The sequence below is a fragment of the Novosphingobium arvoryzae genome (assembly GCF_014652615.1).
GTDB lineage: Bacteria > Pseudomonadota > Alphaproteobacteria > Sphingomonadales > Sphingomonadaceae > Novosphingobium > Novosphingobium arvoryzae.
On sequence record NZ_BMZD01000003.1, the window covers coordinates 418,669 to 436,660 of the forward strand.

Below are 17,992 nucleotides of genomic sequence, written 5' to 3' on the forward strand. Positions count from 1 at the left end.
GAGAGCAATGCGATGCTGGATGAACGGCTGCCGGTGATTGTCGGCGTGGGTCAGATCAATGATCGACCGGCAAACCTGCTGGACGGAATGGACCCGGTAGAGCTGATGGCCGCCGCGCTGGAAAAGGCCCAGGCCGACGCTGGCGCCGACCTGCTGGGCGATGCCGATTACCTGGGCGTGGTGCAGCAAATTGCGTTCCCGGCCATCGCCAATGCCTGCGAACCGCTGGCCGCGCGGCTAGGCGCAAGCCCGGCCGTGATGTTCCAGAGCCACGGCCCCAATGGCGACAGTCCGGTCATGCTGCTGAACGAGGCCGCCAACCGGATCGGCGCTGGCGAAACCCGGATTGCGATCATCGCCGGAGCCGAAGCTCTGCGCACCGCCGGGGCGCGGGCGGCGGCGGCAGCGGCGGACGGGCAAAAGCCCGATGCCCTGCGCCAGGCCGCACACCGCAAGATGCTGGGCTATGCGCAAAGCTACGGGCTGGTCGCGCCGGTCGATGTCTATCCGCTCTATGAGAACGCCCTGCGCCACAGCCTGGGGCAGACGCTGGCCGAGGCGCAGGCTGAAAGCGGCGCAATCTGGAGCAGGTTCAGCGAAGTGGCCGCCGCGAACGAGAACGCCTGGATCCGCAAGCCGGTCAGCGCGGCAGAGATCGTGACGCCATCCGACAGCAACCGGCCTATCGCCTTTCCCTATACCAAGCTGCAGGTGGCCAATGCGGCGGTGAACCAGGGCGCGGCGTTTATCGTCACCAGCGTGGGCGAGGCGCGGCGGCGCGGCATTCCAGAGGCCAAATGGATCTATGTTGGCAACGGCGCAGCCGCGCATGAGCATGACAGCTGGCTTGAGCGCGACACATATGACCACAGCGCCAGCATGGAAGTCTCGATCCGCCGCACGCTGGACCTCAACGCGCTCACGCCGGCCGATCTCGATACGGTGGAGCTCTACAGCTGCTTTCCCTGCATTCCCAAGCTGGCGCGGCGGATCATTGACTGGCCGCTCGACAAGCCCGCAACCGTGTTTGGCGGGCTGACCTTTGGCGGCGGACCGATCGGCAACTACATGAGCCACGCGATTGCCAGCATGGTCGATCAGCTGCGCGCCCGGGGCGGCACCGGGCTGCTGTTTGCCAATGGCGGCTTTGCCACCCACAACCACACCATCGCGGTATCGAGCCAGCCGATCGCCGCTGCCAGTTTCCCGCGCAGTTATGATTTCCAGGCCGAAGCCGATGCCCTGCGCGGGGCCATTCCGGCGCAGGACCGGGACTATGCCGGACCGGCGACGCTGGAAACCTACACGGTGTTCTATGGCCGCGACGGGCAGCCCCGGTCGGGCGTGGTCGTCGCCCGCACGCCGGATGGCAAGCGCACGCTGGGGCATGTGCCGGGCAGCGACGAGGCAACTCTGGCGCGGCTCACGGCCAGCGACGGCGACCCTGTCGGCGCGGCCGGCACGATTGGTGCGGGCGATCCGCTCAACCTGTGGGCGTTTGCCTGAACCAGCCGCGCTCCCGCCGGAACCGCGACGGTTCCACCCCGGCCCGCCCCTTGAAGAAGCGCGAGAAATAGGCCGGATCGGCAAAGCCCAGGTCGTCCGCGACCTGGGCAACGCCAGCGGCGGTAAAGGTCAGCGCGCGCATGGCTTCGCGCAGGAGGCGGTCCAGCGCGATGTCGCCCGGTGACTTGCCGGTAACATGGCGGCAGGCCCGCGTCAGCGTCTGCGGCGTGGTTCCCAGTTCGGCCGCATAGCGCGCCACCGCCCAATGTTCCCGGAACCGCGCCTCGACCAGCGCGGTGAAGCGCCGCACCAGCAGGATGCGCCGGTCCACCGGCCCGTGCGCGGCCGCCGCCTGTGCGGCCGCGGCTTCGTCCACCATGGCCAGGATCAGGGCCAATGCGGCCAGCGTGGCGGCATCGGGGCGTCCCTGCCGCATGTGCAACGCCGCCATCAGGCCCGCGACGAGCGCGTCAACCGGCAGGCACAGCGCCTGCCCGCCCCGGACCAGCGCCGCAACCCCGAACCCGGCGAGGCGCGGATCGTCGAGCAGGGCATCCGCCACCGACAGCACCCAGCCCTGCGTCTGCGGCGCGAACCGGAAGGCGTGAACGACTCCGCCCGGCACGAGCGCCAGCTGCCCCGGCTCCAACCGGGTCTCCCCCACCCCATCCGCCAGCGCCCCCTGCCCTTCCGTGACCAACAGCAGCTGGAAAATGCCGGGGTGCGAATGGGGCGAAATGGTCCATTCGTACAGGCTGGAACGATCCGAGATCGGCTCAACGTGCACGAACTCCGGCGCAATTGTCCGCGCAGCTTCGCCATAGAGGGCGAATTCGGCAATCGACTGCGATCTGTGCGCCATGGCCGAAGTTTGGCGCATTGTCCGAAAAGTGCAAGTCCGCCGCTCCGGCCAAGCACTACACCATCACATTAAGTCTGGACATTCTAAGCCTGCTTATTAAAAGCGCGGGCATGGACATGCCCACGACCTACCTCATCAGCGACAGCTCGCGCCTGCTGCGCCGCGCGTTCGACAACCGGGTGCGCACACTGGGCGTGACCGGACCACAGGCCCGCCTGCTGCTGGTGCTGTCGGTGACCGAGGGCGAGAACCAGGGCTATTATGCCGAGCGGCTGGACGTGGAGCCGATCACCCTGTGCCGCATGGTCGACCGCATGGAAGAAGCCGGCCTGCTGGAACGCCGGCGCGATCCGGCCGACCGGCGCGCCTGGCAAGTCCACCTGACCGAGCGCAGCCGCCCGATGATCGAACGTCTGCGCGAATGCGTAGAGCAATTGAATGATGACATGCAGGCCGGGCTTGATGCCAATCAACGCTCCTTGCTCGCCGATGCGCTTGAGCGCGTGCGAATGAACCTGGGGGGCAATCCCGCCCCCGCCTATCGGACCAGTGCCAATGGCTGAAGCAGATCCCGTCTTCCCCGAAACCCGGCCGTCCGCTGCTGCCGGAACCGATCACCAGCCGCCCAAGCGCCAGTTCGGGCGGTTGCTGGCGATGCTGTCGGTCCCGGTGCTGATCCTGATTGGCGGCGGATACTACTGGTACAGCCTGCAGGGCCAGGTTTCGACCGACAATGCCTACGTCAAGCAGGACAAGGTGTCCGTAAGTTCCGAGATCAACGGCCGGATCGTGGAAGTCGCGGTCGGCGACAACCAGGTGGTCAAGGCGGGCGACCTGCTGTTCCGGATCGATCCGGAACCCTATCAGTTGCAGATCGCCCAGGCCGATGCGGCGATTGCCGCCGCGCAGGCCAACGTTGTCGCCCTGTCCAACGCCAGTGAGCTCTCCGGCGCCGACATTGCCGCCGCGCGCGAAAGCGTGGCCTTTGCCCAGTCCAACTTCGTACGCCAGCAAGCCCTGATGCAGCGCGGATTTACCACCAAGGCCGCTTTCGATGCTGCGCAGCATGCCGTGCAGCAAGCGCAGGAGCAACTGAACCTGGCGCAGGCCAAGGCGCGCGAGGCTTCGGCCCGGCTCGCCACGGGCGCGCAAGTGCCCGGCGTCAATCCGCAAGTCGCGCAGGCCCGCGCGCAACGGGCGGAAGCGGAGCTCAACCTGCGCCGCACCGCCGTGCGTGCGCCCATCGCCGGCCGCCTGTCGCAGACCAGCCGCCTGCTGATCGGGCAGCAGGCGATTTCGGGGTTGCCTGTGGTGACCATCGTGGCCAGCCAGGGCGGCTATGTCGAAGCCAACTTCAAGGAAACCGACCTTGACCACATGCGCCCCGGCCAGCGCGCCGAAGTGCGCTTCGATGCCTATCCCGGCGTGACGCTGAAGGGCCATGTCGGCTCGATTGGCGCCGGCACCGGCAGCGAATTCTCGATGCTGCCCGCGCAGAACGCGACCGGCAACTGGGTGAAGGTGACCCAGCGCGTGCCGGTGCGGATCGAGCTTGACGATGCCAGCCCGCGCCAGTTGCTGGCCGGACTGTCCGCCAAGGTGAAGGTCTTTACCGACGAGCCGGCCAAGCGCTGATCCCGCGCCCATGGCCAGCGCCCCTGCCCTGCTCGCACCGGAACAGGACGTTCCGCTCTATCCGGTCCGCAACCACGGCCTGCTGATGCTGGGCGTGATGATCGCGGCGCTGCTGCAGATCCTCGATTCCACCATCGCCAATGTTGCCGTGCCGCATATGCAGACTTCGCTCGGCGCGAATGCGGATACGATCAACTGGGTGCTGACGAGCTATATCGTCGCAGCTGCCGTCGCGATGCCGATCACCGGCTGGCTGGCGGAACGGGTCGGCACGCGGCGCCTGTTCATCTGGTCGGTTGCGGGCTTCATCCTGTCATCGATGCTGTGCGGCATGGCCCAGAACATGACCAGCATGGTGATTTTCCGCGCGATGCAGGGGATTACCGGATCGTTTATCAGCCCGCTGAGCCAGGCCGCGATGATCGACAGCACCAAGCCTTCGCGCCAGCCGCAGATGATGTCGCTGTGGGGGATGAGCGTGATGATCGGTCCGATCCTGGGGCCGATCCTGGGCGGCTGGCTGACCGAGGAATGGAACTGGCGCTGGGTATTCTACGTCAACCTGCCGCTGGGGATTGTCTCGCTGGTGATCCTGATCGCCGAACTGCCGGACCGCGCGAAAAGCGAGCGGCGCTTTGACCTCATCGGGTTCGGGCTGGTCGCGCTGGCGCTGGGATCGCTGCAACTGATGCTGGACCGCGGCAACCATGTCGACTGGTTCGAATCGGTCGAGATCTGGATTTACACCGCCGTCACCGTTTCCGCCGCCTGGGTCGGCGTGCTGCACCTGACCAGCACGCCCGATCCGCTGTTCCGCCGCGAGCTGTTCGCCAATCCCAATTTCGCGATCTCGCTGCTGCTGATGGTCGTCGTCGGGCTGGTGATGATGGCTTCCATCGCGCTGCTGCCACCGATGATGCAGCACCTGTTCGGCTATTCGGTGATCGATACCGGCTGGGCGCTGATGCCGCGCGGGGTCGGCACGCTGGTTTCGATGCAGGTGTCGGGCTGGCTGGTGCGGCGGGGCGTCGATGCGCGCCCCATCGTCATGCTGGGGTTCCTGCTGGCCGGCGTTTCACTATGGATGATGTCCGGCTGGTCGCTGGACGTCGATAACGGACACATCATCATCACCGGCCTGATCCAGGGCCTGGGCATGGGGCTGGTGTTCATCCCGCTGAACAACGCGGCGTTCGCCACCCTGCCGCCCACGCTGCGGACCGAAGGCGCCAGCCTGCTCAACCTGACCCGCTCGCTGGGGGCGTCGGTGGGGATCTCGGTCTGCACCACGCTGTTCGCACGCAGCGTGCAGGTCAGCCACGCAGACCTTGCCGCAAACGTGGACGGATCATTCACCGAGGCCATCGACGTGACCACGATCGACCGGTTCCAGGCGCTGGGCGATGCCGTGCTGCGCATGATCGACGGGGAAGTCACCCGGCAGGCGATGATGATTGCCTATATCAACGATTTCTACGCGATGATGTGGGTGACGCTGGCAGCCATCCCGCTGGTCCTGCTGATGCGTCCTGTCACGCCGCCCCGGCAGCCCTGACGCGAAAGGCCCGCCACGCCGAAAGCGTGACGGGCCAATGCATCCTCCCCAGGATCTGGTGCGCGGCTTTATGCTGCGAATTGGTTCATCGTGTTGGCGGCGCCACCGGCCTTGAGCGCGGCTTCACCGGCGAAGTATTCCTTGTGGTCGTCGCCAATGTCGCTGCCCGACATGTTCTGGTGCTTCACGCAGGCGATGCCCTGGCGGATTTCCTGACGCTGGACGTTCTTGACGTAGCCCAGCATGCCCTGATCGCCGAAGTATTCCTTGGCCAGGTTATCCGTGCTGAGCGCGGCCGTGTGATAGGTCGGCAGGGTGATCAGGTGGTGGAAGATCCCGGCCTGCGCCGCCGCATCGCGCTGGAAGGTGCGGATGCGCTCGTCCGCCTCGTTCGACAGTTCGCTGCCGTCGTAGTCCACGCTCATCAGCTTGGCCCGGTCATAGCCGCTCATGTCACGGCCTTCGGCGGTCCAGGCATCGAACACCTGCTGGCGGAAGTTCAGCGTCCAGTTGAAGCTGGGCGAGTTGTTGTAGACCAGCTTGGCATTCGGGATCACTTCGCGGATCCGGCTGACCATCCCGCCGATCTGGCCGATGTGCGGCTTTTCGGTTTCGATCCACAGCAGGTCCGCACCGTTCTGCAAGGACGTGATGCAGTCCAGCACGCAGCGGTCCTCACCGGTTCCGGCGCGGAACTGGTAGAGATTGCTGGGCAGGCGCTTGGGACGCATCAGCTTGCCGTCGCGGCTGATCAGGACGTCGCCATGCCCGACATTGGCCGGATCGACTTCGTCGCAATCGAGGAAGCTGTTGTACTGGTCGCCAATGTCGCCAGCCTCGCGGGTGAAGGCGATCTGCTTGGTCAGGCCGGCCCCCAGCGAGTCCGTGCGGGCAACGATGACGCCGTCTTCAACGCCCAGCTCCATGAAGGCGTAACGGACCGCGCGGATCTTCGCCAGGAAGTCCTCATGCGGGACGGTAACCTTGCCGTCCTGGTGGCCGCACTGCTTTTCGTCCGACACCTGGTTTTCGATCTGGATGCAGCAGGCCCCGGCTTCGATCATCTTCTTCGAGAGCAGATAGGTCGCTTCCGCATTGCCGAAGCCGGCATCGATGTCGGCAATGATTGGAACGATGTGGGTCTGGTGACCGTCGATCGCCTGCTGGACCTGCTTGGCCTTGACCTCGTCCCCGGCGGCACGGGCGGCATCGAGATCGCGGAACAGCATGCCCAGTTCACGGGCATCGGCCTGGCGCAGGAAGGTGTAGAGTTCCTCGATCAGCATCGGCACGGTGGTCTTTTCGTGCATCGACTGGTCGGGCAGCGGACCGAATTCGCTGCGCAGCGCGGCGACCATCCAGCCCGACAGGTAGAGGTAACGGCCCTTGGTGGTGCCGAAGTGCTTCTTGATGGAAATCATCTTCTGCTGGCCGATGAACCCGTGCCAGCAGCCCAGCGACTGCGTGTAGTTGGCCGGATCCGCATCATAGGCGGCCATGTCCTGGCGCATGATCTTCGCGGTATAGCGGGCAATGTCCAGCCCGGTCTTGAACCGGTTCTGAAGCCGCATGCGGGCCACGGATTCAGCTTCGATCCCGTTCCAGGTCTGCTGGAAACGGCCGATTTCCTGCCCCGCTTCGGTGATGGTCTGCTGATAGGTCATTGCACGGTCCCTTGGCTTTCGCCCCTCGGCGGGGCACGGTCTGTGAGACGCCCAATGCCGCGCCGCGCCGCACCCCGGAAGGCCGGACGGAGTCAGCCTGTAAGGCTTTACAACTTTTCCTTGTAAAGTTGTGCAGAGATGACAGAATGGCCCGCATGGCCGAATCCCGCCCCCTTTACCTTGGCCCGCGCCTGAAGCGCCTGCGCCGTGAGCTGGGGCTGACCCAGCAGGCGATGGCGGGCGACCTGGGCATTTCCCCCAGCTATGTCGCCCTGCTGGAGCGCAACCAGCGCCCGCTGACCGCGGACCTGCTGCTGCGCCTCGCCAAGAGCTACAAGTTCGATCTCGCCGAGTTCGCGGGCGAGGACAGCGACGATTACGCCCGCCGCCTGTCCGATGTGCTGCGCGACCCGATCTTTGCCGATATCGACCTGCCCGCGCTGGAAATCGCGGACCTCGCCTCCAGCTTTCCGGGCGTAAGCGAGGCGCTGCTGCGGCTGCATGGCGCCTATACCAAGGAACAGCGCGCGCTGGCCGAACAGCGCGATGCGCCCGGCGCGTCCGATCCGGTGGCGGAAGCACGCCGGTTCGTCGCCAGCCAGCGCAACTACTTCCACAGCATCGACACCCGCGCGGAGGAAATTGCCGCCGAGATCGCCAAGGCCGGCAGCGCGGCGGAATGGCTGCGCGCCACCACCGGCGTGCGCGTGCGATTCCTGCCGCCGGACGTGATGATGGACGCACTGCGCCGCTATGACCGGCACAACGAACAGCTGCTGATCGACGATACGCTCGATGCCGCCAGCCGCGCGTTCCAGATCGCCACGCACATCGCCTATACGTCGCTGCGCAAGGAGATCGCCGCCATCGTCCGGGCCGAGGACTTCGCCAGCCCCACCGCGACCAGCCTGGTCCGCCGCGCGCTGGCCTCTTACGGCGCGGCGGCAATCCTGATGCCCTATGACCGCTTCGCCCGCGCGGTGGAGGCGCGCAGCTATGACATCGAGGCGCTCAGCCGCCAGTTCGGTACCAGCTTCGAACAGGTCGCCCACCGGCTGACCACGCTGAACAAGCCGGGGATGCTGCGCATTCCGTTCTTCTTCATCCGCGTGGATCAGGCGGGCAACGTGTCAAAGCGGCTGGACGGTGCGGGCTTTCCCTTTGCCGCGCACGGCGGCGGCTGCCCGTTGTGGAGCGTCCATTCGGTATTCCGCACGCCCGGCGAAGTGGTGACGCAGTTCCTCGAATTGCCGGACGGTCAGCGGTTCTTCTCGATCGCCCGCACCGTGCGCGCTGGCGGCGGCACGTTCGACCGGCCCAGCGTGACCCGCGCGATCGCGCTGGCCTGCGCCGCCGAACACGCGCCCAAACTCGCCTACGCCCGCAGCGTGGCCGCGCCGGAGCCGACTCCCATCGGCGTCACCTGCCGCCTGTGCAACCGCCCTGCCTGCACCGCCCGCGCCGTGCCGCCAGTCGGCCGCGAGATCCTGCCCGACGATTACCGCCGCGATACCGCGCCGTTCGGATTCGACAGCGACTAGCGCCCTTCCCCTGCCCGTCCGTTCGTGGTTGATTGCCTCCAAACAGGAACAAGGCCAAAAGCCGGAGAAGGAATGGGATGATGGAACTGAACCTCAGCCGCTCGGTCGCGGGCAAGACGGTGCTGGTGACGGGCGCGGCGAGCGGCATGGGCCGCGCCACAGCGCAAGTGTTTGCCGCTGAAGGTGCAAACGTCGCCGTGACCGACCTGCCCGGACCCGCGCTGGAACAGGTCGCGGCGGATCTGGCCGCGCAACGGCACAGCGCGAAAGCCTGGGCGCTGGACGTCAGCGACCATGCCGCAATCCGGCAGGTGGTGGACGATGTCGCCGCGACGTTCGGCGGGCTGGACGCGGTGGTCAACAACGCCGGGATCAGCGCCTTCTGTCCGATCGACGACGCTGGCTATGACCTGATCTGGGACCGCGCCGTGGTGGTGCTGCTGACCGCGCACCAGCGGATCATCCGCGCCGCCCTGCCCCACTTGCGCCGCTCGACCAGCCCGCGCATCGTTAATATTGCTTCGACCGAGGCGCTCGGTGCCACCTCGCGCGATAGCCCCTATTGCGCGGCCAAGGCGGGTGTCACCGGCCTGACCCGCGCGCTGGCGGTGGAACTGGGGCGCGAAGGGATCACCGTCAACGCGATCTGCCCCGGCCCGATCGACACCGGCATGACCGCCAATGTGCCCGACGCGGACAAGGCCACGTTCGCCCATCGCCGCACCGCGCTGCGCCGCTATGGCGCGCCGGAGGAAGTGGCGCACATCACGCTCAGCCTGTGCCTGCCGGCGTCCAGCTATATCACCGGGGTGACGATCCCGGTCGATGGCGGGCTGATGGCGAGGAACGCCTAGCCGAACAGCGCGCCCCAACTGCGGTAGATCGTATAGGCCGCGACCAGCATGATCATGCCCGCGAACACGGTGCTGAGCATGCCCTTGTGCGCGGCCAGACGGGTTGATGCCGCCGTGCCCGCGATGCTGCCGATCACGCCGCCGCTGATGAAACTGGCGGCGACCGGCCAGTCGACCAGCCCGGACGCGGCATAGTTGAACGCGGTGGTGAGGCCAAAGGCACTGACCGCGACCAGCGAGGTGCCAATGGCGCGGTAAACCGGCATCGACGTCGACCGCACCAGCCCCGGCACGATCAGAAAGCCGCCACCGATCCCGAAGAAGCCCGACAGCGCCCCGGTGCCGAACCCGAACGCGCCGACCTTGGGGAAATTGTCGCGGTTGCAGACCACGCCTTCGACGCCCGCATCGCCGCGCTGGCGGAACATCAGCGCACCGACGACGACCATCAGCAGCGCGAACAGGAACAAGAGCTTCTGCCCGTCGAACGCCTTGCCCGCGCTCGACCCGGCGAACGCGCCCAGCACACCCGCCAGCGCATAGGCCCCGCCGCAGCGCCAGTTGACGTTGTGGGCGCGGGCGTGGCTGGCAAGGCCGGCCAGCGCGTTTGCCGCCACGGCCAGCGCGCTGGTGCCGATCGCCACGTGCGGGCTTTTGACCCCCACGACATAGACCATCAGCGGCACCGCCAGGATCGACCCGCCGCCGCCAACCAGCCCCAGGCTGAAGCCGACAAGGATGCCGCTGAGGGCAGACAGGATGTATTGCAGGTGTTCCATGCCCTTACAGCAGGTTCAGCGGCAGCTTGAGGTAGCGCACACCGTTCTCCTCCGGCTCCGGGAAATGCCCGGCCCGGATGTTGACCTGCACCGACGGCAGAATCAGGCGCGGCATTCCCAGCGTGGCATCGCGCGCCTCGCGCATCATCACGAAATCGTCCTCGGCCACGCCGGTGTGGACGTGGATGTTGGCCGCGGCTTCCGCCCCGATAGTTGTTTCCCACACGAACGTATCGCGTCCCGGTGCCTTGTAATCATGGCACAGGAACACGCGCGTCTCCGCCGGCAGTTCCATCAGGCGGCGGATCGAGCGGAACAGCGTGCGCGCATCCCCGCCCGGAAAGTCGGCGCGGGCGGTGCCATAATCCGGCATGAACAGCGTATCGCCGACGAACACCGCATCGCCGATGGCATAGGCCAGGCAGGCCGGGGTGTGGCCCGGCACGTGGAGCGCGATGGCCTCCATCTCGCCCAGCGCGAAGCGTTCGCCATCGGTGAACAGGTGATCGAACTGCGATCCGTCGCGCGCGAAACTGGCGGGCTCGTTGAACACCTGCCCGAACACGCCCTGCACGGTGCGGATTTCCGCCCCGATGGCGATCCGCCCGCCCAGCTGTTCCTGCAGATAGGGTGCGGCAGACAAGTGATCGGCATGGGCGTGGGTTTCCAGCAGCCAGTCCACTGTCAGCCCCTCGGCCCGGACATAGGCGATCACCGCGTCGGCCGAGGCATGGCTGGTGCGCCCTGACGGCTGATCGAAGTCCAGCACGGAATCGATGATCGCCGCCCGCCGGGTAACCGGATCGTGCACCACGTGGGTCGCGGTGAAGGTCGGCTCATCGAAGAAGGTCCGGATCACCGGCACACGCCCGGCCGCGCGGGCGGCATCGATCTGGGTAATGGCAGTCTCAAGCACGGTATCGGTCATGTTCTCAGGTCCATCTGGGCAGCGCGCCGCTTGCCTGACATCGAACGGCGATCCCGGTCCGGCTCCGTGTCGGGCCGGGATCGCCGCCGAGGTGTTCCGCCGCACCGGAAATTGGGGGGAAGCGCGGCGGAACGGGGGGCTCGACTCGCGAACTCATATCGTGTAACCCTAATATGCATTGAGCTTTATATTAGCAATAGCAAATATAAATTGACCGGAGCGCTTAGCCACACATGACCCCCGCCGACCTCACCGAACTGAAGTCGAATGCCAACCGCATGGCCGCGCGCCTGCGGATCATGAGCCATCCCGAACGGCTGCTGATGCTGTGCCGGATGGACGAGGGCGAGGTTTCGGTCAGCGAGTTGATCGCTCTGACCGGATTGTCGCAGTCGGCCGTATCGCAGCACCTTGCGATGCTGCGCGACGAGGACATCGTCGGCATCCGGGCCGAGGCGCAAGTGCGCTATTACCGGCTGACCGACCCCGTGGTGCGCGCGATCATCCATTCACTGTGCGAAATCTGCGCTACCGAACACGCCTGAAACCGGGCACCTGCCCCGATCCCTGGCCCACTCTCGATCTGGCCCGCATCGGGTTGCGTAACCGCCGGTAATTGCTAGGCTCCGCAACGGATTTGGGGAAGCGGGGGCGCGATGGAGTTACGGACGGCAGCCTTGCTTGCGCTGGCGCTGATCCTGGTGCTGTTCGTGCTGGCCGCATGGGTCGAAGCGCGCGGTGCGCGGCTGGACCGGCACACGCGGCTGCGGCATGCCACTTACACGCTGGCGCTGGGGGTCTATTGCACCAGCTGGACGTTTTACGGTGCCGTCGGCAGCGCGGTCCGCGATGGCTGGAACTACCTGCCGATCTACGCTGCCCCGATCCTGCTGCTGATCGCGGCCCCTCGCTTTCTGCAGCGTCTGGCCGAGGCCGTGGCCGAAGAGCAGGCCGCCACCGTATCCGATTTCATCGCCGCCCGCTTTGGCCATGACGTGGTGATTGCCCGGCTGGTGACGGTCATCGCCCTGCTGGGCACCATTCCCTATGTCGCGCTGCAATTGCGCTCGATCGGCACCGCGCTGTCGGTCGTATCGGGCCAGTCGGGCACCAGCGGGGTCATGATTGCCGCCGCCATGCTGCTGGCCCTGTTTGCCATCCTGTTCGGCGTCCGCCGGTTCGAACTGGCGGGCCGCAGCGAAGGGCTGCTTTATGCCATCGGGCTGGAATCGGTCGTCAAACTGGTTGCGCTGGCAGTGGTTGCCGGCGTGGCGTTCATGCTGCTGGACTGGGCCGCTCCGGCCACCGAAGCCGGTCTCGCGGAGTTGGGGAACCGGTTCGATCCGGCGCGGCTGTCCAGCGAAACGCTGGTCATCGCGTTGATTTCGATCTTCGCGATCATCGCCCTGCCCCGTCAGTTCTACATGGCGCTGGTCGAGGCACGCGCGCCGGATGATCTGGTGCGGGCCCGGTTCGGCCTGGCGGCTTACCTTGGCGTCATGGCGCTACTGGTGCTGCCCATCGCGCTGGCCGGAATCGTGGTGCTCGACGGGCGGACCTCTCCAGACCTTTACGTCCTGCAACTGCCGGAGGAAGCCGGATACCGCTGGGCCATGATCGCGGCGCTGCTGGGCGGCATCGCGGCGGCGGCGTCGATGGCGATTGTCGATTCCACCGCGCTCTCGACGATGGTGTCGAACGACCTGATCTTCCCCACCCTGATGCGCGGTGCACGGCGGGCCGAGGCTGGCGCGATCGGGCGGCGGATGCTGGCCGTGCGGCGCGGATCGGTGCTGGGCATCATGGTTCTGGCGCTGGCCTGGGCGCTGCTGGTATCGCCCACGGATTCGCTGGCCTCGATCGGCCTTATTGCCTTTGCCGGGATGGCGCAGTTCACCCCGCACCTGATCATGGCCGCCTATGGCCGGGGCCGCGATCCGCTACCCGCCCGCGCCAGCCTGAGTGTGGGGCTGGTGCTGTGGCTCTATACGCTGGCGCTGCCGCCGATCCTGCCAGAATCCTGGCTGGCGTGGCTGGAACAGACCCCGTTCGACCCGCTGCACCTGCTGGGCGTGGGCGACATCAGCCCGCTGGTGCACGGCGTGATCTGGAGCCTGGGCGCCAATCTGGCGGTGCTGGCCGCGTTTGCCGCGCGCAAGGTTTCCGCCGCCCCCCTGCCCCGGCTGGTCCGCGCCGCACGGCCCGTGACGGACCTTGCCGAACTGGTCCAGCTGACCGCCAGCTTCGTCGGGCGGGAACGGGTCGAGACGGAGTTTCCCGGCGTCCAGCGCGGCCAACCCATCAGCCGCGCCGCCGCGCAGCGTGCCCAGCGGCTGATTGCCAGCGTGGTTGGCGCATCCTCGGCCCGCTCCCTTGTCGCCTCGGCGCTGGCTGGCGGAACGATGAACCTGGCCGAGGTTACACAGCTGCTCGACAAGGGCGGGCAGAGCCTGCGCTTTTCGCGGCAGTTGCTGGCCTCCACCTTCGAGAACGTCGATGCCGGAATCAGCGTGGTCGACGCGGAAATGAACCTGATCGCGTGGAACAGCCGCTACGAGGATATCTTCCGCTATCCGCCGGATCTCCTGCGCGTCGGCGTCCCCGTCGCGGACCTCATCCGCCACAATGCCGCGCGGGGGGATTTTGGCCCCGGCGACACCGAATACCACGTTGAAAAGCGGCTGGGCCACATGCGGCGCGGGCAGGAGCACAGCTTTGAACGGCGGCGCAACGATGGCCGGGTGATCAAGACCGTGGGCGGGCCGATGCCCGGCGGCGGCTATGTGATGAGCTTTACCGACATCACCGAGGAGGCCCGCGTGCGCGAGGAATTGCGCCGCACGCTGGACGATCTGGAGACCCGCGTCAGCGAGCGCACCCGTGAGCTCAGCGAAGCCAATCGCCGCCTCGCCAAGGCCGACCGCGAGAAGACCCGCTTTCTGGCTGCCGCCAGCCACGATCTGCTTCAACCGCTCCACGCCGCACGGCTGTTTACCGCTGCGCTGAACCGGGATGTCGATGGCCGCGCCGGTCTGCTGGTGCGCCGCGTCGACAACGCGATCGTCGCCGCCGAGGACTTGCTGCGCGCATTGCTGGACATCAGCAAGCTCGACGCGGGCGGCGTCACGCCCCGGCCAGAGCCGGTGCAACTGGGCGCGTTCCTGACCGACCTGGCCGACAGTTTCCGACCCCTGGCCGAGGAAAAGGGGCTGGAACTGCGGCTGGGGCCGGTGCCCGGCATGGTGCTCACCGATCCGGGCCTGCTGCGCTCGGTCATGCAGAACTTCGTCACCAACGCGGTGCGCTATACACCCGAAGGCGGCATCGTGATCGGAGTGCGGCGGCGCGGGGACGAATGGCGGATCGATGTCGTCGACACCGGCGTCGGGATCGCGCCGGAACAACTGGGCACGGTGTTCGGCGAATTCACCCGGCTCGGCCAGGTCGAGGTCGAGGGACTGGGCCTGGGGCTGGCACTGGTGGAGCGGATTACCCGGCTGCTGGGCGGGCGGGTCGATGTGGCGTCCAACCCTGGCCGGGGTAGTCGGTTCAGCCTGATCCTGCCTGCGCTCGACGGCGTCGAAGTGGCCGTTTCTGTTCAGGGCGAGCCATCGGCCGGCAGCCATGGGCGGGCCTTGTCAGTGCTGGTCATCGACAATGATGAGCGGATCGTGGAGGCCAGCATGGCCCTGCTCGAAGGGCTGGGCCACCATCCGCTAGGCGCGGCAGACATCGCGGGCGGTCTGGCGCTGTGCGACCGCGCGGACGTCTTGCTGGCCGACTATCAACTCGACAATGGCGAGAACGGGCTGGACCTGATCGCTGCCGTGCGCCAGCGCCGCCCCGCTCTGCCCGCGCTGCTGGTGACGGCGGAAAGCGGCGCGGCGATGAAGGCGCGCGCGGCCGCGCTGGGCGTGGCGATCATGGCCAAGCCGGTCGATCCGCAAGCGCTGGCGCGCTTTCTGGACGAATTGTCAGTGCCTGAGGTCAAGCCCTAGCGACCGCGCCACCAGCGCCGCCTGCGTGCGATTGCGCACGTCCAGCTTGCGCATGATCGCGGTCATGTGCGCTTTCACCGTCGCCTCGCTCATCCCCAGCGAATGGGCGATCTGCTTGTTGAGCTGGCCGTCCAGAACGGCAAGCAGCACTTTCAGCTGGGTCGGCGTCAGCCCCGCCACCGTCTCGCGGATGGCGGCGATCGGCTGTTCGTCAGGCGCGGGCGCGGCGGTGGGCGGCTGGGCCTGAATGGCGCGGGCAATCGCGTCCTCGATGGCACCGAGGTCGCTGTCCTTGCGCAGGAAGCCGATGGCCCCGAACGCGCGCACTTCCTCTGCCGCGGCCGCGCCTTCGGCGCTCGAGACGACCAGGATCGGCACGTCCGGCCGCTCGGCATGGAGCAGCGCGATGCCGGAATAGCCGACCGCGCCGGGCATCTTCAGGTCGAGCAAGATCAACCGCAAGCCATCCGCCGCCTCCACCGCGCGCGCGGCGGCGGCGAGCGTTCCGGCCTCCACGATGCGCGCGTCCGGCACCGCCCGCTGCACGGCCAGCATCAGCGCCTGCCGGAACAGCGGGTGGTCGTCAGCAATTAGGACGGTGTCGGTCACGCCGCCGTCAGCCTCCTGAATCAGGCCGTCGCCAGTTGCGGACGGTTGGCCAAGAGATGATCGACAACCGACGGATCGGCAAGAGTCGAGGTGTCCCCAAGGTTGCTGACGTCATTCTCGCCGATCTTGCGCAGGATGCGGCGCATGATCTTGCCCGACCGGGTCTTGGGCAGGCCCGGCGCGAACTGGATCACGTCCGGCGTGGCGATAGGACCGATTTCATGGCGAACCCACTGCACCAGCTCGCGCCGCAGCGCCTCATCCGGTTCGACGTTGGCGTTGGTGGTGACGAAGGCATAGATGCCCTGCCCCTTGATGTCGTGCGGCATGCCGACCACGGCGGCTTCGGCCACCTTGGCGTGGGCGACCAGCGCGCTTTCGATTTCCGCCGTGCCCATCCGGTGTCCGGACACGTTGATCACATCGTCGATCCGGCCCGTGATCCAGTAATACCCGTCCTCGTCGCGGCGGCAGCCGTCGCCGGTGAAGTAGGTGCCGGGGAACGTGCTGAAATAGGTCTGGAAGAAGCGCTCATGGTCGCCCCACACGGTGCGCATCTGGCCCGGCCAGCTGTCGGTGATGACCAGGCAGCCATCGCCCGCGCCCTCGATCGGAACGCCTTCGTTGTCGACCAGCGCGGGCTGGACGCCGAAGAACGGCCGGGTCGCGCTACCCGGTTTCAGCGCAGTCGCGCCGGGGAGCGGGGAAATCATCACGCCGCCGGTTTCGGTCTGCCACCAGGTGTCGACAATCGGGCAGCGCCCCTCACCCACCACCTTGTGATACCATTCCCATGCCTCGGGATTGATCGGCTCGCCCACGCTGCCCAGCAGGCGCAAGGTCTTGCGGCTGGTGCGCGTAACCCACTCGTCGCCTTCGCGCATCAGCGCCCGCAGCGCGGTCGGCGCGCCATAGAATATCTCGACGCCGAACTTGTCGACCACCTGCCAGAACCGGCTGGCATCGGGATAGTTCGGCACGCCTTCGAACATCACGGTCGTCGCGCCGTTCATCAGCGGGCCGTAGACGACATAGCTGTGGCCCGTGACCCAGCCGATGTCCGCCGCGCACCAATAGATCTGCCCCGGTCGGTAATCGAACACGTACTGGTGGGTGATCGATGCCCAGACGCTGTAGCCGCCGGTCGTGTGAAGCACGCCCTTGGGCTTGCCGGTGGAGCCGGAGGTATAGAGGATGAACAGCGGATCTTCCGCGCCCATTTCCTCCGGCTCGCAAACCGTGGACTGGGCGGCTGCGACTTCCGCCCAGTCCACGTCGCGACCCGGCACCATGGGCACAGCGGCCCCGGTGCGGCGGAGAACGATAACGGTTTCCACCGCCGGGCAATGGCCCAGCGCCTCATCCACGTTGTCCTTCAGCGGCACCTTCTTGCCGCCGCGCAGGCCTTCGTCGGCGGTCAGCACGATGGTGCTGTCACAATCGGTAATCCGCCCCGCCAGAGCCTCCGGGCTGAAACCGGCGAACACGATGGAATGAATCGCCCCGATCCGCGCGCAGGCGAGCATGGCGACGGCGGCTTCGGGCACCATCGGCAGATAGATCGTCACCCGGTCGCCCTTTTGCACGCCCCGGCTTTTCAGCACGTTGGCAAAGCGGCAGACATCGGCGTGAAGCTCGCGGTACGTGATGCGGCGTGCGGCGTCGGCCGGATCGTCCGGCTCCCACAGGATCGCCACCTGATCCCCGCGCGTTTCCAGATGGCGGTCAAGCGCGTTGGCCGACAGGTTCAGCGTGCCGTCGGCAAACCATTCGATCCCGAAATCGGCTTCGTTGAAGCTGGTCTGCTTCACGGTCGTGAACGGCTTGATCCAGTCGATCCGCTGCGCGGCGTCGCGCCAGAAGCCTACCGGGTCTTCCACCGAGCGACGGTGCATCGCGTGATAGGCGGCTTCATCGACCAGGGCATCCTGCGCCCAGTTCGCGGGGACGGGATAGACGGTTTCGGCCATGCTCCGGGTGCTCCTCTCCAGTGGCGGCAATCGCCTTTTGTGGCGCAGCCTAGGCGGTCGGGGCAGAGTCGCACATTAGACCATGGTCGTA

Annotated in this window: 14 protein-coding genes; 8 read left to right on the plus strand and 6 right to left on the minus strand. The window is 66.9% G+C overall.

What is annotated here, in order from left to right:
* Positions 1 to 12 precede the first annotated feature (12 nt).
* Entirely contained in the window at positions 13 to 1,506 is a 1,494-nt protein-coding gene (locus tag IE113_RS08480; protein ID WP_189540414.1) for an acetyl-CoA acetyltransferase, read from the plus strand.
* On the opposite strand, the gene IE113_RS08485 is transcribed toward IE113_RS08480, so the two are convergent.
* Positions 1,484 to 2,368: a helix-turn-helix domain-containing protein gene (locus tag IE113_RS08485; protein WP_189540416.1), complete on the minus strand. Its 885-nt coding sequence runs from the start codon at positions 2,366 to 2,368 to the stop codon at positions 1,484 to 1,486. The two genes, IE113_RS08480 and IE113_RS08485, sit on opposite strands and share 23 nt — an antisense overlap.
* Positions 2,369 to 2,478: 110 nt before the next feature.
* On the opposite strand from IE113_RS08485, the gene IE113_RS08490 reads away from it, so the two are divergent.
* From IE113_RS08490 to IE113_RS08500, 3 genes are read left to right on the plus strand one after another with little or no spacing between them, the layout of a single operon-like run.
* The gene (locus IE113_RS08490) at positions 2,479 to 2,931 is read left to right on the plus strand and encodes a MarR family winged helix-turn-helix transcriptional regulator (RefSeq protein ID WP_189540418.1); all 453 of its coding nucleotides are present in this window, start codon (positions 2,479 to 2,481) and stop codon (positions 2,929 to 2,931) included.
* The gene (locus IE113_RS08495) at positions 2,924 to 4,003 is read left to right on the plus strand and encodes an HlyD family secretion protein (protein WP_189540420.1); all 1,080 of its coding nucleotides are present in this window, start codon (positions 2,924 to 2,926) and stop codon (positions 4,001 to 4,003) included. The genes IE113_RS08490 and IE113_RS08495 overlap by 8 nt, the downstream gene beginning before the upstream one ends.
* Before the next feature lie 10 nt (positions 4,004 to 4,013).
* Positions 4,014 to 5,558, plus strand: a complete 1,545-nt coding sequence (locus IE113_RS08500; RefSeq protein ID WP_189540423.1) for a DHA2 family efflux MFS transporter permease subunit — start codon at positions 4,014 to 4,016, stop codon at positions 5,556 to 5,558.
* Positions 5,559 to 5,626: 68 nt separating this feature from the next.
* Here IE113_RS08500 and IE113_RS08505 read toward each other — a convergent pair whose 3' ends face one another.
* Positions 5,627 to 7,222, minus strand: a complete 1,596-nt coding sequence (locus IE113_RS08505) for an isocitrate lyase (protein WP_189540425.1) — start codon at positions 7,220 to 7,222, stop codon at positions 5,627 to 5,629.
* Positions 7,223 to 7,377: 155 nt separating this feature from the next.
* Between IE113_RS08505 and IE113_RS08510 the strand changes: the two genes are divergently transcribed.
* Positions 7,378 to 8,763, plus strand: coding sequence for a helix-turn-helix domain-containing protein (locus tag IE113_RS08510; protein WP_189540427.1), 1,386 nt, complete (start codon positions 7,378 to 7,380; stop codon positions 8,761 to 8,763).
* Between the two features lie 80 nt (positions 8,764 to 8,843).
* The gene (locus IE113_RS08515; protein ID WP_189540429.1) at positions 8,844 to 9,617 is read left to right on the plus strand and encodes an SDR family NAD(P)-dependent oxidoreductase; all 774 of its coding nucleotides are present in this window, start codon (positions 8,844 to 8,846) and stop codon (positions 9,615 to 9,617) included.
* On the opposite strand, the gene IE113_RS08520 is transcribed toward IE113_RS08515, so the two are convergent.
* Both IE113_RS08520 and IE113_RS08525 read right to left on the minus strand, forming a co-directional pair.
* The gene (locus IE113_RS08520) at positions 9,614 to 10,396 is read right to left on the minus strand and encodes a sulfite exporter TauE/SafE family protein (RefSeq protein ID WP_189540431.1); all 783 of its coding nucleotides are present in this window, start codon (positions 10,394 to 10,396) and stop codon (positions 9,614 to 9,616) included. The genes IE113_RS08515 and IE113_RS08520 overlap by 4 nt on opposite strands.
* 4 nt (positions 10,397 to 10,400) lie before the next feature.
* On the minus strand, positions 10,401 to 11,324 hold the full coding sequence (locus IE113_RS08525; RefSeq protein ID WP_189540434.1) for an MBL fold metallo-hydrolase: 924 nt from the start codon (positions 11,322 to 11,324) through the stop codon (positions 10,401 to 10,403).
* Between the two features lie 233 nt (positions 11,325 to 11,557).
* Between IE113_RS08525 and IE113_RS08530 the strand changes: the two genes are divergently transcribed.
* Positions 11,558 to 11,869: an ArsR/SmtB family transcription factor gene (locus tag IE113_RS08530; protein WP_189540436.1), complete on the plus strand. Its 312-nt coding sequence runs from the start codon at positions 11,558 to 11,560 to the stop codon at positions 11,867 to 11,869.
* A gap of 111 nt (positions 11,870 to 11,980) precedes the next feature.
* Positions 11,981 to 15,322, plus strand: coding sequence for a hybrid sensor histidine kinase/response regulator (locus IE113_RS08535; RefSeq protein WP_189540437.1), 3,342 nt, complete (start codon positions 11,981 to 11,983; stop codon positions 15,320 to 15,322).
* On the opposite strand, the gene IE113_RS08540 is transcribed toward IE113_RS08535, so the two are convergent.
* Positions 15,299 to 15,931 carry a response regulator transcription factor gene (locus tag IE113_RS08540; protein WP_189540439.1) on the minus strand — a complete coding sequence of 211 codons (633 nt, stop codon included), beginning with the start codon at positions 15,929 to 15,931 and terminating at the stop codon, positions 15,299 to 15,301. The two genes, IE113_RS08535 and IE113_RS08540, sit on opposite strands and share 24 nt — an antisense overlap.
* A gap of 20 nt (positions 15,932 to 15,951) precedes the next feature.
* Complete coding sequence (gene acs, locus IE113_RS08545; protein WP_189540441.1) at positions 15,952 to 17,901, minus strand: acetate--CoA ligase; 1,950 nt, start codon at positions 17,899 to 17,901, stop codon at positions 15,952 to 15,954.
* Between the last annotated feature and the right edge of the window lie 91 nt (positions 17,902 to 17,992).

Bases quoted from the DNA above. Each gene is read 5' to 3' on its own strand.
- IE113_RS08480 (WP_189540414.1), top strand. From the start codon at position 13: ATGCTGGATGAACGGCTGCCGGTGATTGTCGGCGTGGGTCAGATCAAT.
- IE113_RS08485 (WP_189540416.1), bottom strand. From the start codon at position 2,368: ATGGCGCACAGATCGCAGTCGATTGCCGAATTCGCCCTCTATGGCGAA.
- IE113_RS08490 (WP_189540418.1), top strand. From the start codon at position 2,479: ATGGACATGCCCACGACCTACCTCATCAGCGACAGCTCGCGCCTGCTG.
- IE113_RS08495 (WP_189540420.1), top strand. From the start codon at position 2,924: ATGGCTGAAGCAGATCCCGTCTTCCCCGAAACCCGGCCGTCCGCTGCT.
- IE113_RS08500 (WP_189540423.1), top strand. From the start codon at position 4,014: ATGGCCAGCGCCCCTGCCCTGCTCGCACCGGAACAGGACGTTCCGCTC.
- IE113_RS08505 (WP_189540425.1), bottom strand. From the start codon at position 7,222: ATGACCTATCAGCAGACCATCACCGAAGCGGGGCAGGAAATCGGCCGT.
- IE113_RS08510 (WP_189540427.1), top strand. From the start codon at position 7,378: ATGGCCGAATCCCGCCCCCTTTACCTTGGCCCGCGCCTGAAGCGCCTG.
- IE113_RS08515 (WP_189540429.1), top strand. From the start codon at position 8,844: ATGGAACTGAACCTCAGCCGCTCGGTCGCGGGCAAGACGGTGCTGGTG.
- IE113_RS08520 (WP_189540431.1), bottom strand. From the start codon at position 10,396: ATGGAACACCTGCAATACATCCTGTCTGCCCTCAGCGGCATCCTTGTC.
- IE113_RS08525 (WP_189540434.1), bottom strand. From the start codon at position 11,324: ATGACCGATACCGTGCTTGAGACTGCCATTACCCAGATCGATGCCGCC.
- IE113_RS08530 (WP_189540436.1), top strand. From the start codon at position 11,558: ATGACCCCCGCCGACCTCACCGAACTGAAGTCGAATGCCAACCGCATG.
- IE113_RS08535 (WP_189540437.1), top strand. From the start codon at position 11,981: ATGGAGTTACGGACGGCAGCCTTGCTTGCGCTGGCGCTGATCCTGGTG.
- acs (WP_189540441.1), bottom strand. From the start codon at position 17,901: ATGGCCGAAACCGTCTATCCCGTCCCCGCGAACTGGGCGCAGGATGCC.